The 16580-nt window shown below is 46.1% G+C and carries 14 protein-coding genes and 1 other RNA gene; 9 read left to right on the plus strand and 6 right to left on the minus strand.

The window, feature by feature from the left end:
• The first annotated feature begins 47 nt into the window (after positions 1 to 47).
• The 4 genes from PPO43_RS05655 to PPO43_RS05670 all read left to right on the plus strand — a co-directional run bounded on the left by PPO43_RS05655 (position 48) and on the right by PPO43_RS05670 (position 4764).
• On the plus strand, positions 48 to 611 hold the full coding sequence (locus PPO43_RS05655) for a group 1 truncated hemoglobin (protein WP_272620840.1): 564 nt from the start codon (positions 48 to 50) through the stop codon (positions 609 to 611).
• Between the two features lie 490 nt (positions 612 to 1101).
• Positions 1102 to 1926: an SH3 domain-containing protein gene (locus PPO43_RS05660; protein ID WP_272620841.1), complete on the plus strand. Its 825-nt coding sequence runs from the start codon at positions 1102 to 1104 to the stop codon at positions 1924 to 1926.
• 5 nt (positions 1927 to 1931) lie between these two features.
• Complete coding sequence (ggt, locus tag PPO43_RS05665; RefSeq protein ID WP_272620842.1) at positions 1932 to 3614, plus strand: gamma-glutamyltransferase; 1683 nt, start codon at positions 1932 to 1934, stop codon at positions 3612 to 3614.
• 427 nt (positions 3615 to 4041) lie between these two features.
• Positions 4042 to 4764: a thioredoxin family protein gene (locus PPO43_RS05670; protein WP_272620843.1), complete on the plus strand. Its 723-nt coding sequence runs from the start codon at positions 4042 to 4044 to the stop codon at positions 4762 to 4764.
• A 54-nt stretch (positions 4765 to 4818) separates the two neighbouring features.
• Here PPO43_RS05670 and PPO43_RS05675 read toward each other — a convergent pair whose 3' ends face one another.
• The 5 genes from PPO43_RS05675 to PPO43_RS05695 all read right to left on the minus strand — a co-directional run bounded on the left by PPO43_RS05675 (position 4819) and on the right by PPO43_RS05695 (position 10727).
• Positions 4819 to 5517: an SDR family oxidoreductase gene (locus PPO43_RS05675; RefSeq protein ID WP_272620844.1), complete on the minus strand. Its 699-nt coding sequence runs from the start codon at positions 5515 to 5517 to the stop codon at positions 4819 to 4821.
• 4 nt (positions 5518 to 5521) lie between these two features.
• Positions 5522 to 6727, minus strand: a complete 1206-nt coding sequence (locus PPO43_RS05680; protein ID WP_272620845.1) for a hypothetical protein — start codon at positions 6725 to 6727, stop codon at positions 5522 to 5524.
• Between the two features lie 279 nt (positions 6728 to 7006).
• Positions 7007 to 8341 (minus strand): APC family permease, encoded by a 1335-nt coding sequence (locus PPO43_RS05685; RefSeq protein WP_272620846.1) that lies wholly within the window; start codon positions 8339 to 8341, stop codon positions 7007 to 7009.
• A gap of 87 nt (positions 8342 to 8428) precedes the next feature.
• Positions 8429 to 9415 (minus strand): M23 family metallopeptidase, encoded by a 987-nt coding sequence (locus tag PPO43_RS05690; protein WP_272620847.1) that lies wholly within the window; start codon positions 9413 to 9415, stop codon positions 8429 to 8431.
• A gap of 367 nt (positions 9416 to 9782) precedes the next feature.
• The gene (locus PPO43_RS05695; RefSeq protein WP_442985441.1) at positions 9783 to 10727 is read right to left on the minus strand and encodes a YeiH family protein; all 945 of its coding nucleotides are present in this window, start codon (positions 10725 to 10727) and stop codon (positions 9783 to 9785) included.
• 184 nt (positions 10728 to 10911) lie between these two features.
• Between PPO43_RS05695 and PPO43_RS05700 the strand changes: the two genes are divergently transcribed.
• From PPO43_RS05700 to PPO43_RS05720, 5 genes are all read left to right on the plus strand, one after another.
• Positions 10912 to 11412 (plus strand): hypothetical protein, encoded by a 501-nt coding sequence (locus PPO43_RS05700; RefSeq protein ID WP_272620849.1) that lies wholly within the window; start codon positions 10912 to 10914, stop codon positions 11410 to 11412.
• 184 nt (positions 11413 to 11596) lie between these two features.
• An RNA gene (gene rnpB / locus PPO43_RS05705) (RNase P RNA component class A) lies at positions 11597 to 11973 on the plus strand.
• Between the two features lie 128 nt (positions 11974 to 12101).
• Entirely contained in the window at positions 12102 to 12353 is a 252-nt protein-coding gene (rpsT, locus tag PPO43_RS05710) for a 30S ribosomal protein S20 (RefSeq protein WP_272620850.1), read from the plus strand.
• Positions 12354 to 12443: 90 nt separating this feature from the next.
• Complete coding sequence (locus PPO43_RS05715; protein WP_272620851.1) at positions 12444 to 13643, plus strand: THUMP domain-containing class I SAM-dependent RNA methyltransferase; 1200 nt, start codon at positions 12444 to 12446, stop codon at positions 13641 to 13643.
• Complete coding sequence (locus tag PPO43_RS05720) at positions 13643 to 13885, plus strand: cytochrome b5 domain-containing protein (RefSeq protein WP_272620853.1); 243 nt, start codon at positions 13643 to 13645, stop codon at positions 13883 to 13885. The genes PPO43_RS05715 and PPO43_RS05720 overlap by 1 nt, the downstream gene beginning before the upstream one ends.
• A gap of 473 nt (positions 13886 to 14358) precedes the next feature.
• Here PPO43_RS05720 and recQ read toward each other — a convergent pair whose 3' ends face one another.
• Positions 14359 to 16572: a DNA helicase RecQ gene (gene recQ, locus PPO43_RS05725; protein WP_272620854.1), complete on the minus strand. Its 2214-nt coding sequence runs from the start codon at positions 16570 to 16572 to the stop codon at positions 14359 to 14361.
• Positions 16573 to 16580: the final 8 nt, after the last annotated feature.

The following is a 16580-nucleotide window of genomic DNA, read 5'->3' on the forward strand; positions in this document are numbered from 1 at the left end:
TCAGTCCCCTAATGGCAAGTTATTTTTCACTGTTTAATCCTTAAGTTATGACAAAGTATTTGAATGGTTTTTTCTTTAGTGTACTTGCCTTAGGCTTATTGCTAGGCGCATGTAAAAAAGATGATACCGACGACAACAATAATGATGAGCCCACGCTATATGAGCGTGTTGGTGGAATTACGATGGTTAGTGACCCCAACAACTCCAATCAGATGATTGAGCAGGGTTATTTGACCCTTCGCTCGGTGGTTGATTCGGCGATTTTTGTTATTGCGGCAGACACCTTAATGGCTCCTTATTTTCAAGTATTGCTTGCTGAAGTGGGCAATGGAGATCTATCTGGAGTAACAGCACTTAGTGCTAGTTTGACCAATTTCATGGCGGTCGCTACAGGAGCCGAAAACTTTACTTATAGTGGTCGGGACATGGTTACAGCGCATGATCCAGCCCAGTATAACCGCATGGGCATGGCGGCAGATAATGCTGCCTATGATGCTTTTATTGCAGATGTGGGAACGGCGCTTGGGCAGAATGGAGTAACTGATACCGAGCTCATTAACGATTTGGTTGCTTTACTAGAAACTTTACGTGCAGATATCGTTCAGCGATAAAATTGCCCTTCTATTGATTGTTAAAAGCCTCAACATCCCTGTTGGGGCTTTTTTTGGCTAAAATTTTGTTATAGAAACCTTACTAAGCCTCCTTTTCATGAGCAAAAGTCAAGTTTTTGAAAAAAATTAAATTTTTTTTCTTTTTGAAGTTCACAATTTGGCTTAAAACTACATTAAGGTCGTATAAACCAAACAATTTTTACCTAGATAAAGATCCGTACACACCTTAATGCCTCCTCTGGAACCACTATTATTACAACAATAAACAAACTCCCTTCCCTTTGACATTTTTTGATACGATCTTTATCAACGCTCTGTAATCCCTCCCTTCCCCTTTTTTTTGCTTGAGAAATCCCCATTCTCTACTCCAATCAAAAAACGGCAATAATCTTCTATAGGTTATCTGCCCTTTTTTGTGTCTCTAGCTAAGCAAACGGCATTTATGAAGCTTAGAAAAAAGCGTATCTTGTTTTAAACAAACTTACAGCCGATGATACGCTTACTCTCACTCCTATTTATTTTGGGTTTACTTTCTCCTTTGTCGGCCCAAAATACGCCCTCTATTTATTATAATTTTTTGCCTGGCCAAAGCTATATACTGATGGCCGACAAGGTCAATCTGCGCCAAAAACCCAGTTTGCAGGCTAAAGTTTTGCAAAAAGCGCCTATTGGTAGCTCCGTCCAAATTATTAGTAAATCAGAAAAAACGCTTAGCCTTAAAGGGATTGCAGCCCCTTGGTATTTTGTCCTTTATAAAGGGCAAAAAGCCTTTGTTTGGGGAGGCTTACTAGCTTTGGGGCAAGAACAACTCAATGATGGCAGCCAATTACTTTATGGTTATGAGCGCTTGGAAGTGGTTAAGCAAGGACAAATAGAAAACCGTCAATTTTGGCTAGGACTTCGGTTGGTCCAAAACAATAAAGAAATACAACATTTGGCCGTAAAAGCCATGGGGAACCTACAAACAGGCTTAGCGCTTCGCTTAGACGATAACCGAGGAGTAGAGCAACTAGAGCAAATCATTGAGCTTTCTTTTAGCGATGGCTATTGTGGTGGGACTAATGGAATCCAAACCGTTTTCCTTCAAAAGCAGCGACTTTATGCCTTGCCCCCTCTTTATAGTGGTTCTGACTTACCCGTTTTTCAGCATCAGTATTTTGTTTATCCTAAAGCGCATCAAAAAAGCGCCAACCTCCTCATTTTTAAGAATGAGTCAGGGGAATATGATGATGCCTCAGGACAACCGCAATACGATGAGCAAAGCAGTACTGACTATTTATGGAATGGCCGCGTTCTTTTGCCCCTAAAACCTTAAATCCAATGCGCTACCTTTCTTTCTTTTTTTGCTGCTGGCTCCTCTTGTCTTGTCAAAACAACTATCAAGAATATAAAAGTCTAGATGGCGAAAAGGCTATGCTTGTTTCAGCCCACCCGCTAGCTTCTCTGGCGGGCAAAAAAGTCCTAAAATCAGGAGGAAATGCAATAGATGCCGCTGTGGCCGTTCATTTTATGCTGGCTGTGGTTTATCCCGAGGCAGGCAATATTGGTGGTGGTGGATTTATGATTTTTCGCCCAGCTCAAGGCCCTGCCCAAAGCCTAGATTTTAGAGAAACAGCCCCTGCCCTAGCCCATCAAGATATGTATTTAGATAGCTTGGGCCAAGCCAATGACAGCCTCAGCCGCTTGGGCGCCTGGGCAGTGGGGGTCCCAGGCTCGGTTGCGGGACTCTTTGAGGCTCATCAAAAATATGGACAACTTCCTTGGGCAAAACTCATTACCCCAGCAATTGAAGTAGCAGAAAAAGGCTATACCTTATCTAGTTCCGCGGCAGCCCGCCTCAATGAGAAACTGCCCGAAATGAAAAAAGTTAATCGCTTCCAAACGCCTTTTATGAAAAAAGAACTTTGGTCAGCAGGCGATCGCATTATTCAAAAAGAATTGGCCCAAACGCTAAAACGCATCCAAAAAGAAGGACGAGATGGCTTTTATAAGGGAGAAACAGCAGCCCTTTTCTTGGCCGAAATGCAGGCTGCTGGGGGCTTGATTCAGGCCCAAGACCTAGAAAACTACCAACCCAAATGGCGAACGCCCATCCAATTTAAGTATAAAAATAACTATACGGTTTATAGTATGCCCCCCCCTTCTAGTGGTGGCATCGCCTTAGCCCAGCTGCTCCAGATGGTAGAGGATTATCCCCTAAAGCAAATGGGCTTTCAATCAACTAGAGCTGTTCATTTAATGGTGGAGGCCGAACGCCGAGTGTATAGCGATAGAGCCAAACATTTGGGCGATTCCGACTTTTATCCCGTCCCTATTGAGGCCTTGACCGATAAGGCTTATGCCAAAAATAGAATGCAATCATTTTCCTACCAAAAAGCCAGTCCAAGCGAGAAAATTCAGGCTGGAGTGCCCAAAAAGATCGCAGAGGAAACCACCCATTATTCTATTGTGGATGAGGCGGGCAATGCGGTTGCAATTACCACCACCATCAATGGCAATTATGGCAGCAAACTAATGGTCCAAGGAGCTGGATTTTTCCTAAACAATGAAATGGATGACTTTAGCGCCAAGCCAGGCCACCCCAATATGTTTGGCCTTTTGGGTAGCCAGGCCAATGCCATTGCCCCCAAAAAACGGATGTTGAGCTCGATGACACCAACTATTGTCGATAAAAATGGAGCGTTATTTATGGTTTTGGGCAGCCCTGGCGGCTCCACCATTATCACCTCTGTTTTTCAGGTCCTGCTCAATGTCATTGAGTTTGATCAAGATTTGCAGACCGCCGTTCAATCCCCCCGTTTTCATCATCAGTGGCTGCCCGATCAAATTTATATTGAAGAGGGAGCTATTCCAGAAAGCGAGCAAGAACAACTCAAAAAGATGGGCCACCAATTTAAGTTGCGGGAGCCTATTGGCCGAGTGGATGCCATTATTCGCTTACCCAATGGAACATGGCAGGGCGCAGCCGACCAAAGGGGCAACGATAGCGCTGCAGGCTACTAAATAATGATTATTTTTTCTTTTTGGGGCTGCCCCGCCCTGCGGGCGGGTCGCTCCCTCCGCGGCTCGCAGTTCTGCTCGGCCCTGCAGCCGCCTAGGGCGGCTTTGGTCTGGCGCTACGCGCCACCCGCCGGGCAGCTCAGCCGGCGGCCCTTCGGGCCTTTTTACGGTAACCCTCCTCATAAAATTCACTGCCGAAGAAGAACATCAAAAGAAAAAAGACCGTTGAGCGGCCTAGCGATGTGAAAGGGTGGCCGCTAGGCCAGACCGAGCCAGCTTGCTGGCGAAGGGCCGAGCAGACCTGCGAGCCCTGAAACGCAGCGCCGCAGCTTTGCTGCGGAGGCCCCGAAAAACAATAAAACCACTTCCTTTTGGCCCTAACCTTGAATAAAAGACGGTATTAAGGATTACGCATCAAACCACAACCGCTATGAAACAATTTATTTTCAGTCTTAGCTTCTGTCTATTGACAGTGAGCAGCCTTTTTGCCCAAGGCATTCAGTTTGAATCTGGAAAATGGGCCGATGTCAAAGCCAAGGCCAAAGCCCAAAACAAGCCCATTTTTGTGGATGCTTATGCCGTTTGGTGTGGGCCCTGCAAATGGATGTCGGCCAATAGTTTTACCGATGCCTCAGTGGGAGAGCTTTACAATGCGGCCTTTATCAATTACAAATTTGATATGGAAAAAGGCGAAGGCCCTACTTTTGCTAGCCAGCAAAGCATTCGAGCCTACCCCACCTTGCTCATTTTTTCGCCTGAGGGCCAACTGCTCAAAAAGGTAGAAGGCGCTCGCGATGCAGAAGGACTTATTGATTTGGCCAAGCCTTATGTACAAACCAATAACACGCGTAATCAGGGGCAAACCGTAGTGAATGATAACTGGGAAGACCTAAACTCAAAAGCTTGGGAATACTACGAGACCAAGTCTAGCCGCTCAGATCTTAACAAAGCGCTAAATTGGGCCGAAGCCTCAATCAATATCAATCGAAATTGGTATAATTTGGATACTAAAGCGCATTTACTGGCCAAACTGGGCCGCGATAAAGAAGCCTTAGAACTAGCCGTTGATGCTATTTTAGCCGCTCAAGATGCTGGCGAATTGGCAGAAGCCGAAGAAACCATGGACCTTTTGCGAAGACTCCGAAACAACTAAGCGAAACCGCTAAAAAAGAAAGCGCTTGCAGTTTTACTGCAAGCGCTTTTCTCTTTAAATATCTCCTAGCTGCGGTCTTAGAATAATTTCTTCCACCACAGTTTGTGGACTCAAGCCATAGCAATCCCAAACAGATTGGGCAATATCTTCGGCCTTCATAAAGCGTTCTTTGGGTAACGCTGTGCCATCCCATGAAGCGGTATAAGTTGCCCCAGGCATTACAGCCGTTACGCGAATCCCTTGCGCTTTCACCTCTTCGCGCAAGACTCTAGAAAAGCCCAACATAGCATGCTTAGAAACGGCATAAGCACCATAAGGCATAAAGCTAGCTATTGAACAAATATTAAAGATATGTCCCGATTTCTGGGCTTGCATCTTGGGCAATAACGCCTGTGTCAAATAATACGCGCTATAGAGATTGGTATCCATCATAAGCTCAAAACTCTGCTCATGTCCAGCCTCCGTCAAGGGACAAGGAATAAATACACCCGCATTATTGACCAAAAGATCGAGTTGCTCAAACTCTTGGAGAATTGCTGCCCCAAAAGCTTTTACCTCTTCCTTTTTAGACATATCAACGGCCTGAATAAAGACCTTAATTTCGGCATTGATCGCCAAAAGCTCCGCTTTAAAGGCTTCTAAATCAGCCAAAGTTCTAGAGCAAAGGGCCAAATCAAAGCCTTTTTTGGCCCCCTGAAGGGCCAAAGCGCGCCCAATTCCCTTGGTAGCGCCCGTAATTACTGCAACTGACATCTTTCTAGTTTTTTCGTTTGGCAATCATCATATTATCGTGCTCTCGAGTAGAGTGATACCCCAAAGAGAAAGGCAAATCCTTAATTTTTTGGGTCTTATACACCTCTCTAAGCTCCGACTGATAACGCACTTTAAATAGTGGAATTGGACTGGTATACTGACCATAAAAAGTAAAATCCCATTCGCTGCTATTATAATAGTGGTAGGGAATGGCCGTGTCATCCTGAAAAACAGCCTTGGCCTTAGCCAAAATCAATTCTCTAACTTTGGTAAAGGTTGGGCGATGCATCAAGTAACTAGCCGATTTAGTAAATGTGCGGTTGGCCGCTACAGTTTCCAAATGCTTGTACAATTCTGGACGTTTTTCCAAGCCCGCATCCGATACATCAGAAGAATGATAAAAGAGGGTCTTTTGTTCTTGGGTTTTGGCATCTAAAAAGTCTACCCGCACCGAAGAAAAGTCATTACTCCCCTCCAAAACAGCTACGCTACCATCTGCCTGAATGGCCACGGGGCGCACATTGACAATCTTGTTGCCCGAACGAACCAAAAAGACCAAAAGTGTAGGCAACACGCCTGTTCTGGCCATATCTACTTTCATGTGCTTGGTATGGAAAAACCCACCGCGAATAAAGTCCGCAATCGTATTTTGCACCGAATTACAGTAGTTCATCCAGTTCACATCATCCGATTTCATAAAGGTCAAATTCCCCGCTGGCTCCAAAGCAAAAAGATGATAATTTTTAGCTGAAGGGAAAAACTGATAGCCATAATAAATATCTGGCCCAGAAAAAGGGTAGAATAAATCCCCTTTCATTTCATTCAAGCCCGCCAACTCCGTTCCAGCCCAAGTCCGCAACTCATCAAAACGCTTAGCATCGGCCGAAGCCCAACCTTGATCCGCCTTTTTAGCGTAGGCTTTCCAGGCCTCTCCCTGCGTAACTGCATAAAATTCAGAGGCCTCATCAATGCTCATTCCCGCCAAAATTCGGGCAACATCATCATATTTTCGGTCCACCGCTACTTTTTCCTCTACAGCTTCCACCTCAGGCTCTGCCACAGCCGCCACACTATCTTGCTTGACCGTATCCACGGCATTTTTCACTACTTCTGCAGTGCCCGCATTCGAGCCCGCCTCTGCACAACTCGCTAAGTTAAGCGCCCCAGCCAAAACGAGGCTACCTAATGTCCAAATCGACTTCTTCATCATGGATTTTATTACTTGATTGTAAATGGATTGTTTTTTTGGGCCTCCTGCCTACGGCAGGCGGTTACTCCCTTTGGTCGTCGAACTGCGGCCTAAAGGCCTTGTTGTCGTTCCGCAGCTCGCTGCTGTTTTGGGGCCTCCTGCCTACGGCAGGCGCTACGTTTCGCAGCTCGCTATTCGCTCGGCCCTGCAGCGCTAAAGCGCTTTGGTCTGCAGCTTCGCTGCACTGCTCCACATCGCTAGGCCATTTCTGCCCCTTCGGGCCAGGGCGGCCAAGCCGCCTTATTTTCGACCCTTGGCCACAAAATAAACAACTAGACCAACAGCTAGCGTCCCCAAACCCGCAAAAGACTCTTTAGGATGATCGATCATCGTATAAACGAGCATCCAAAGCTCTAGCAAAATGAAAATTATTGCAGGCAAAGGATAAAGCGGCAAGCGATACCCCTTACTCTCTGGCTGCCGAACTCTAAGCACAAAAAGGCCCAAAACAGTTAAACAGGTAAAGAGGGCCAAGGTAAAGCCCACATAACGAATCACCGCATCAAAGCTAGCCGTATAAATAAGAGCTAGGGCAATTACAGACTGAATAATTACGGCCATATAAGGCGCTCCCGCTTTATTGCTAATGGCCCAAAAACGCAAGCCTTTTAGATCTTGGCCCATTTGCTGGCTCACTCTGGGGCCCGCTAAGGTCATCCCCAAAACAGAGGCTAAAAGGCCCAAACAAATCATGGCCGAAATCAACTGCCCACCCAAATCGCCAAAGATGGCTTGGGCGGCAATTGCCCCCACTTCATTCTGCCCTTCTAGCTCCGCCATTGGCACTCGGTACAAAAATACAAAATTGAGCAAAACATAAAGCGTGGCCACCAAAACGACGGATAAAATCAAAGATCGAGGCACATTTTTATTGGCCGATTTTACTTCTCCTGCCACATAAGTTACAGCATTCCAACCCGAAAAGGCATAAGAGACATAGATTAGGGAAACGGCAAAACTATGGCTAGCAATCGCCTCAAAATCTACCGCCTCCATACTAAAGGAAAAATGGCTCGTATCTCCAGCTATAAAAAAGCCGCAGACAATCAAGACCACAATGAGGAAGAGATTGAGATAGGTGGTTCCACTCTGTATCAAAGAGGACCAAGATAATTTCATAAAGTTGACCAAGGCCGCCAAAAGGACCAAAACCATGGCCACTACCACTTGTGCCGTTTCCAACTCCTCTTCGCTCATGCCTTCAAAATAGCTAGGCAGAGCCCAAGAAAAGTATTTGCTAAAGGCCATAGAAGAAGCAGCAATCGGAGCCGCAAAGCCAATTGTCGCCGAGGTCCAACCCGACAAAAAGCCCAAGCCAGGATGATAAATCTTGCTCAAGTAGTTGTATTCTCCACCAGAACCTGGTAAGCGAACTGCTAGTTCTCCATACACCAAGGCACCACAAAGCGCCACTAGGCCGCCCACCAACCAAAGGACCACCACCGCAAAGGTAGATTTGATCCCAATCACTTGATAGCCCAAGCTCGTAAAGACCCCAGTGCCAATCATACAGGCAGCAATAACGGCTACAGCCGCTGCTAAACCCAATTTATTTTTTGCTCCTTCCTCTTCCACAATTTTCCTATAAAAAAGCGATATGCAGCACCCCAAAAGGACCACATATCGCTCTATTTGATAATCTTAGCTTATTGTGCTTTCTGTTTAGCGGCGCGAACGGCGGCGCTTATAAGAAAAGCTGACCTCAGGATCTACAGACTTTGCAATCGTTTTGATTTGCTCCGTGGTCATATCTGCGATGTAGGGTTTGGGATCTACTCGCTTATTATTGATAAATACCTCATAGTGAACGTGAGGAGAAGTAGAATAGCCTGTGCTTCCCACATAGCCAATAATTTCTCCACGTTGTACTTTTTCGCCTACCTTGGCATCAATCAAGCACATATGACCATAAAGCGTTTTATAGCCATAGCCGTGATCGATAACCACATTAAAGCCGTATCCGCTGCGTTTATGTTCTACACGAACCACGGTACCATCGCCAGTAGCAAAGATAGGCGCTCCCATAGGGGCTCCTAAGTCAATACCAGGGTGCATTTGCCAAACGGACTTGTTAAAAGGATTTCTACGCATACCAAAACCTGAAGAGAGGTGAAGTGGGCGCTCTAGGCGCAAAAGCGGCCGGATTGCGGGAATAGCGCGCATGCGCTTTTCGGCCTTGCTGGTTTTGGTCAATAATTTATCTTGAGAGGCGGCCACCATAGACATTTGGTGACGGATTTTCTGCATTTTCTCGGCCATTTCTACTAGGGCCGCTCCATCTTGGAGTTGTTGAAGTTCGGGCTGCTTAATGCTCCCCCCTACTCCATATTCCCATTCACTATCATCAATTTGATTGAGGTCTAGAGTGGGGCTATATAAGTTTTGGTCCCGTTCTTTGAGATCTACTAAAGCAGCTCCCATAAGGTCCAATTTCTGGTTAGTTTCTTCAATTTTGGCTGTGATTAGTTGCTTTTCTGCAACATAATCACGTAGAGTTTGAGGGGCGGCAAAGCTCCATAATCCCCAGCCGTAGATGGCCGTTGCACTAAGGATCATAGTCATCTGCCCCAGTTGTTGAAGCCAGTTTTTCTTGATCTGTTCGTAGGAAAGCGTATGCCTGTTATAACGATAAAGTACTCGTTTTTTCATAAGTAGTCGTTCTAGTGAACTAAAGCTTAGGGAGTTAGGCCCAAAGCACTCTTTTGAGTGAGGTCTTTTTAAAGACAGACAAAGATAAGCAGCTAATTTTCAAAAAACCAAATAATTAGCGGAACTTTTTGGGCCTTTAAGATTTGCCATTCGGGAAAGTTCCTTGCTAAAGGGATTTTTGTTTGTTTTAGCATTAAAGTGGCTTGGGCTTAGCAGGGCGCGAAGCGCCCGCAGGCCTAGCGATGTGCAAGGGTGGCCCAAAGGGCCAGACCAAGGCGCTTTGGCGCCGCAGGGCCGAGCGAATAGCGAGCCCTGAAACGTAGCGCCGCAAGGCCGCAGGCCGCTGCGGAGGCCCCAAAACATTAGCTTATAAATAAAGAATCCAAATTAGGCTACTGACCGAAATGATGAGCCAAAGAGCGACACCTAGGCTAAGTGCTTTGAGTCCGGCCTTTTTCATTTGTTCTAGAGAGAGATTGCTGCCGATAAGAAAAAGCGTGAGGACCAAAAGGGCCTTGGCGGCTTGTTTGATTCCGCTAGAAAGGGCTTCGGGAAAAGGCGTGTAGCTATTGATGAGAATGGCGATTAGGAAGCCGCCAATGAAATAGGGAATCTTGATACTTTTCTGTTCGCCTTTGAACCAGTAGGCGGAGAGTAATGCGATGGGGATAATCCAGAGTGCGCGGGCCAATTTGACCGTAGTAGCGACATTTAGGGCTTCTTCGCCATAGCTGTGGGCGGCTCCGACCACTGAGCTCGTATCATGGATGGCGATAGCGGCCCAAAGGCCAAAATCTGTTTGGCTTAGTTCTAGTGCCTGGCCGATAAAGGGAAAAAGGACCAAGGCAATAGAGTTGAGAATAAAGACCACCCCAAGGGCTGTCGAGATATTTTGTTCAGAAGCGTTAATGACGGGGGCGACGGCGGCGATAGCGCTTCCGCCACAGATAGCGGTGCCTGAGCCAATCAGATGGCTTTCGGCTTTAGGCATTTGGAGCAAGCGGCCAATAATAAAGGCTAGGCTAAGCGTAAGACTAATTGAAAAAACGGTAAGCAGCAAACCCTCTTGGCCAACTTGCAGGGCCTCTTGGGCTGAAATGCCAAAACCGAGGCCCACTACTGCCAATTTGAGTAAGTTTTTGACCGCCTTTTGGCTATAGCTCAAAAATGGGTGGCCTAAAAAATGGCGAAAAAGAAGGCCAACCACCAAAGCTGCGGCGCTATTGGCCCAAGGGCTAAGTGCCCAGATTAGGCAGAGAACAAATAGTATGCGTATAGGCCAGCGATTGGCTAGCGCTTGTTGTTTTGACATCATCAATGTTTTTCGTACAAATAAAAGCGGCTATTTGGAGCTTATTTGCAATAGCCATCACAGGGGGCCCAAACTAGCGACAAAAGCAAGACAAAAATCCTTTTTTATAAAAATAACTGGCTTTTTGGTCAAAATTTTGTTGAGCTTTGCAATTAATTAAGTTTAACAAAAGACATATAGTAATATGATCTCAACACCAAAATTCCCCCAGATTTTAGCTGTTTTGGCCTTTTTGACCCTTCTTTGGGCCTGCCAATCAACAGCAAAGCCCGAGATCCCCAAAATGAGTAGCCAAGAATTACTTCAGCAGCCGGCCAAACGATCGGGCAGTTTTAGAGATGAAGTAGTTGTTGAAGTTAAGGAAGAACCGCTCTACATTCAGCAATTTAAGGCCTATATGGTAGATCAAGAGGGCAACCCCATCAAATGGCTAGGCAATGACGAAGAAGGCAACTTCTTAATCTTAGATCCAGGCGGTTTTATGGAAGGCGGAGATAATTATGGCGGTTATGAGGGTGAATGGCGCTATAACAAGGAAAATGACAAAATTGAGTTGCGCATGCAGAGCGATGAAAAATGGTCTGCCGTTGATTTCAAACTGCACAGTCGCGAGCGAATAGAGCTTATGGGCATTCTTTTTCAGGCCGATTTGGCTAGCCCTGATAGCGACACCGCTCAAAATTAAAAAAGAGCCTATGCTCGGGCATAGACTCTAAAAGGCTCCACAACCTAAAAGTCACTGAAAGACTAAGCGTCAAGTCATCCGTTCTAGCTAGGGCGAGATGCTTGACGTTTTTTTATGCCCCGATCTATAAAAGGTTAGGCCAAATTGAATCAAAAAGTATTTTTTTTTAACTAATTTTGAGCTCAACACAGGCTACTTCATCGCGAGAACCTAGCTTTTAGCTACTTCTTGAGGAAAGTCCGAACAACGTACTGCATCGCGCCAGCTAACGGCTGGGCAAAGAGCTTTGCTCTTTGACGGAAAGTGTCGCAGAAAATAACCGCCCATTTTGGGTAAGGGTGAAAACCTGCAGGTAAGAGCGCAGGCAGGCTACTGGCAACAGCAGCCTGGGATAAACCCCGCGAGTTGAAATGCCATGTATACCAGCGCTTGAGGGTTGCAGGCCCAATGCTGGAGGGTAGGCAGATAGAGCGTTTATGTGAGTAAACGCCCAGATAAATGATGAAGCCTTGAGGCTTAGGCCAAAAGCGACAGAATTCGGCTTATCGGCCTGTGTTTTTTCTTTTTTTCTTAAAAAGGACTGAGGTTTAGATTTTTTTGAAAAAAATTGTACCTTTGCCATCCGTTGAGCTGTGGGCCATTGCCCCTCAGCCTCTTTTTATTGCCAAATCGTAAATTATTCAATAAAAATGGCCAATCACAAATCAGCAAAAAAGCGCATTCGCCAAACAGCTAAGCGCCGCGTGCACAACCGCTTCTACAAGAAAACAACTCGTTCTGCTATCAAACGTCTACGCAGCATCACTGAAAAAGCAGATGCTGAAAAGTTCTTGCCCAAAGTAGTCTCTATGATCGACCGCTTGGCTAAAAAGAACCAAGTACACAAAAATAAAGCGGCCAACTTGAAGAGCAAATTGACTTCTTACGTCAACAATCTCTAGGATCTTGGTCCTTGACAAATATTTGGCAGACCTACTGGCTCGGTTCCATTAGGTCTGTCTTTTTGTGCCCGTTTTAAACCTTCTGCTCCTATGCAAGCCTATATCGCCACTACCTTTTTTGGCCTCGAAAATGTCCTCGCCAAAGAACTCAGCCAACTTGGCGCCCAAAATATTCAGCCCCTAAAAAGAGCGGTTCGCTTCGAAGCCAACCCACTCCAACTTTATAAGGCCAATATGGGCCTGCGCACTGCCTTGCACATTTTGCACCCCCTAGCCGAAGAAAAGGTCCGCAATGCTGACCAACTCTATGCCCTAGGTAAAGCAATCAACTGGATGCGCTGGTTTAATAATGAAGCCACTTATGCCATCCGCGCAAGAGTGAGCCAAGCTCCAGAGTTTAAAAGCCCGCTTTTTGCCGCTCTTAAACTCAAGGATGCTATCGCCGATCAATTTAGAGACTTTACGGGCAGCCGCCCCAATATTGATCGCGATAATCCAGATATCGAAATTCACCTGCATATTTTTAAAGATCGCTGTAGTATCTCTATTGATAGTAGTGGCTCTTCACTCCACCGCCGCGGCTATCGCCGAGGGGGACATGCCGCTCCCATGAATGAGGTCCTTGCCGCAGGGATGCTCCTCCTTTCTGACTGGCGCGGCCAAGGTAATTTGGTCGATTTTATGTGCGGTTCAGGTACAATTCTAACCGAAGGCGCCCTGCTAGCTACCAATAAAGCCCCCAACTTGCTCCGCCCCAATTTTAGCCTCAAGCACTGGAAAAACTTCGATAAGGAGCTCTGGAGCCAAGCCCGTATGGAGCTGATGAGTGAGGAAAAAACCTTTGAACACCGCATTTATGGCTCAGACTTTAAACGCTCTGCCATTTCTGAGGCCTTCAAAAATGCGCATGCTGCCGGCGTAGCCGACCTCATGCAACTGGAAAATCTCGATTTCAGAAAGCTGAAACGCCCCGAAGAAGGCGAAGCTGGTGCCGTGATTATCAACCCACCCTATGGCGAACGCCTCAAACCTAGCCAAATTGGCCGACTCTATGCCCAAATTGGCGATGCCCTCAAGAAACATTTTTCGGGCTATTCTGCCTGGATCCTCTCTTCTAACCGAGAGGCCACCAAGGAGGTAGGACTCCGCCCAAAAAATCGAATTCCCCTATATAACGGCCCCCTCGAATGCCGCCTCTTGCAATATGATCTCTATGATGGCAGCAAATACTTAGAGAAAAAACGACAGGCCGAAAAAGAAAATGAAGCCCCCAAAAAAGAAGAGTCTTAATGCAAGATCTCCCCCTTTTTAGCCGCAGCCAATTGGCCCTACGCAACGGCCAAGACCGAGACGAAATTTGGGTGGCCTACCAAGGACTCATCTACGAGCTCAACGGTAGCCGCCTCTGGCGAACTGGCCAACATTATGGCCAATGGGCCGGACAAGATCTAACCCAAGAATTAGATCAAAAAGCCCCTCATTCAGCCACACACCTCCAAAGATTCAAATTGGTTGGCCGATTAGTCCAATAACTTAGTGTTTTTTGAGCCTCCTGCCTGCGGCAGGCGCTACGTTCCGCAGCTCGCAGGTCTGCTCGGCCCTGCGCCAGCAAGCTGGCTAGGTCTGGCCCTTCGGGCCACTGCTTCACATCGCTAGGCCTGCGGGCGCTTCGCGCCCTGCTCTGCGCAGAAAAAGAGCCATTATATGATGCCAAAAGGCCACTAACTTTTTCCAGTTAGTGGCCTTTTCTTTTGGTCCATAAACAAAATAGGGCCAGAGCAGAAAGACTAAAGCAAAACTGTTGATTGAGTGGCCTAGCGATCTGCAGGGGTGGCCGCAGGCCAGACCGAAGCCTGCAGGGCTGAAGGGCCGAGCGAAGAGCGAGCCCCAAAACGACAACAAGGCCTTTAGGCCGCAGTTCGATGACCGAAGGGAGTAACCGCCTGCCGTAGGCAGGAGGCCCCAAAACGAAAAAAAGCCCCAAGCAAAAGCTCGGGGCAAAAATTTAGTTCGCATTATCAGAGAGGAACTTGAGGCGATAAAGCTCAATTTCTTCTAGAGAGATATCGTCTTCTTTGAGTTCTGCGAAGGCGGTATCTAGGTCATCGGTTTCGGCCTGCATGAAATAATCTTCAATATCGTCTTGGACTCCTTCATCGAGGATATCCTCGATATAGTAATCGATATTGAGTTTGGTGCCGGCATTGATAATCATGTAAAGTTCTTGCAGCAGTTCATCCATTCGAAGGGCCAGGCTATCGGCAATATCTTCAAAGGGCATTTTTCGGTCAATACTTTGGATAATTGTCACCTTAGATTTAGACTTTCGGGCCACGGATTTGATAATAAAATCGACAGGGCGAATGATGCCATTTTCTTCTACATAATCCTTGATGGTGGTCAAAAAGCTACGGCCATAGCGGCGGGCTTTGCCCTCAGAAACCCCAGAAATATTTTTCATTTCTTCGATAGTGAAGGGGTATTGAGTAGCCATTTCTTCTAGCGAGGCTTTTTGGAAAACGACAAAGGGCGGCACATTTTTCTTGCGGGCCACCTGTTTGCGTAAGTCTAGGAGAATCTTGAGTAGTTGAGGATCTAGGGTAGAGCTTGCATTTTGTTCTCTTTCCTCCTCCATATCTTGCATTTCTTGGGCAAAATTATGGTTGAGGCTAATTTCGAATAGGCCGGGTTTGGCCAAGAAATCATGTCCAGCTTCTGCAACTCTTAGAATACCGTAATCCTCAATATCTTTTTTGAGATAATCATTGAGTAAGCCTTGGCGAAGGACAGAATTCCAGTAATGGCGGTCCTTATTTTTTCCTTTGCCAAAGAGTTCGTGTTGTTCGTATTTAAAGTCGAGAATAGATTGTGTTTGTTCACCTAGCAGAAAATCTAGCAGCTCTTTAGCTTGCAGCTGTTCATGTAGATCTTTAACTACTTGTAGCATGAGCAACAATGCATCTTTAGCATTTTCGGTAGGATGTTGTCTTTTGCAATTATCACACATTTCATCTCTTCGGCAGACTTCATCTTTATACTTTTCGCCAAAATAATGGAGTAAGAAACGGCGGCGGCAAGCTGTAGTTTCTGCATAAGCGATCATTTCGGCCAGTAGCTGCGCGCCCATTTCTCTTTCGGCCACGGGTTTATCGCGCAAAAACTTCTCTAGGCGAAGTATATCCTTATGAGAGTAGAAAGTGAGGCAATGAGCGTGTTGGCCATCGCGGCCCGCACGGCCTGTCTCTTGGTAATAATTTTCGATACTTTTGGGAATATCGAAATGGATAACAAAGCGTACATCGGGTTTATCGATCCCCATCCCAAAGGCAATAGTAGCAACAATCACATCTACTTTTTCCATCAAGAAAGCATCTTGAGTATCGCTTCGGAGTTTTGCTTCTAGTCCAGCATGATAAGGAGCCGCTTTAATATCATTGACAGAAAGCACCTTGGCCACCTCCTCGGTTGTTTTGCGGTTTTGCACGTAGATAATGCCTGATTCATTAGGAGCTTTATCTTTAATAAACTGTACAATTCGGCGGAGGACATCTTCTTTTTTGCCCTTGGGTTGCACCTCATAAAAGAGGTTATCCCGGTTGAAGGAAGCCATAAATTCTTTGGGTTCCTCTAGGCGTAGGGTTTTAACGATATCCATTCGCACCTTTGGGGTTGCGGTAGCTGTTAGGGCAATAATTGGGATATCTTGTTCCAAGTTTTCAATCATAGAGCGGATTCGGCGGTATTCTGGGCGGAAATCATGTCCCCATTCCGAGATACAGTGTGCCTCATCTACAGCTACAAAAGAGACTTGAATCTGAGATAAAAACTTAAGTGTTTCGTCTTTGGTTAGCGTTTCTGGGGCGATATAGAGCAATTTGGTAGCGCCAGAAATGATATCTTGCTTCACTTCTTTTACCTTAGCTCTACTCAATGAAGAGTTGAGGAAGTGGGCGACTTGGTCCGATTCTGCATAAGAACGGACGGCATCCACTTGGTTTTTCATTAGGGCAATGAGTGGAGAGACAACAATTGCGGTCCCTTCAGAAAGTAGGGCGGGTAATTGGTAACAAAGTGACTTTCCTCCGCCTGTAGGCATAATCACAAAAGTATCTTGTCCACTGAGAATACTTTGAATAATCTCCTCTTGCTGGCCTTTGAATTGTTCAAATCCAAAATATTTTTTCAAGGCCGTTGTTAAACTCCTATCTTTAACCGTCATAATATCTA

The sequence above is a fragment of the Saprospira sp. CCB-QB6 genome (genome assembly GCF_028464065.1).
Classification (GTDB): Bacteria; Bacteroidota; Bacteroidia; order Chitinophagales; family Saprospiraceae; genus Saprospira.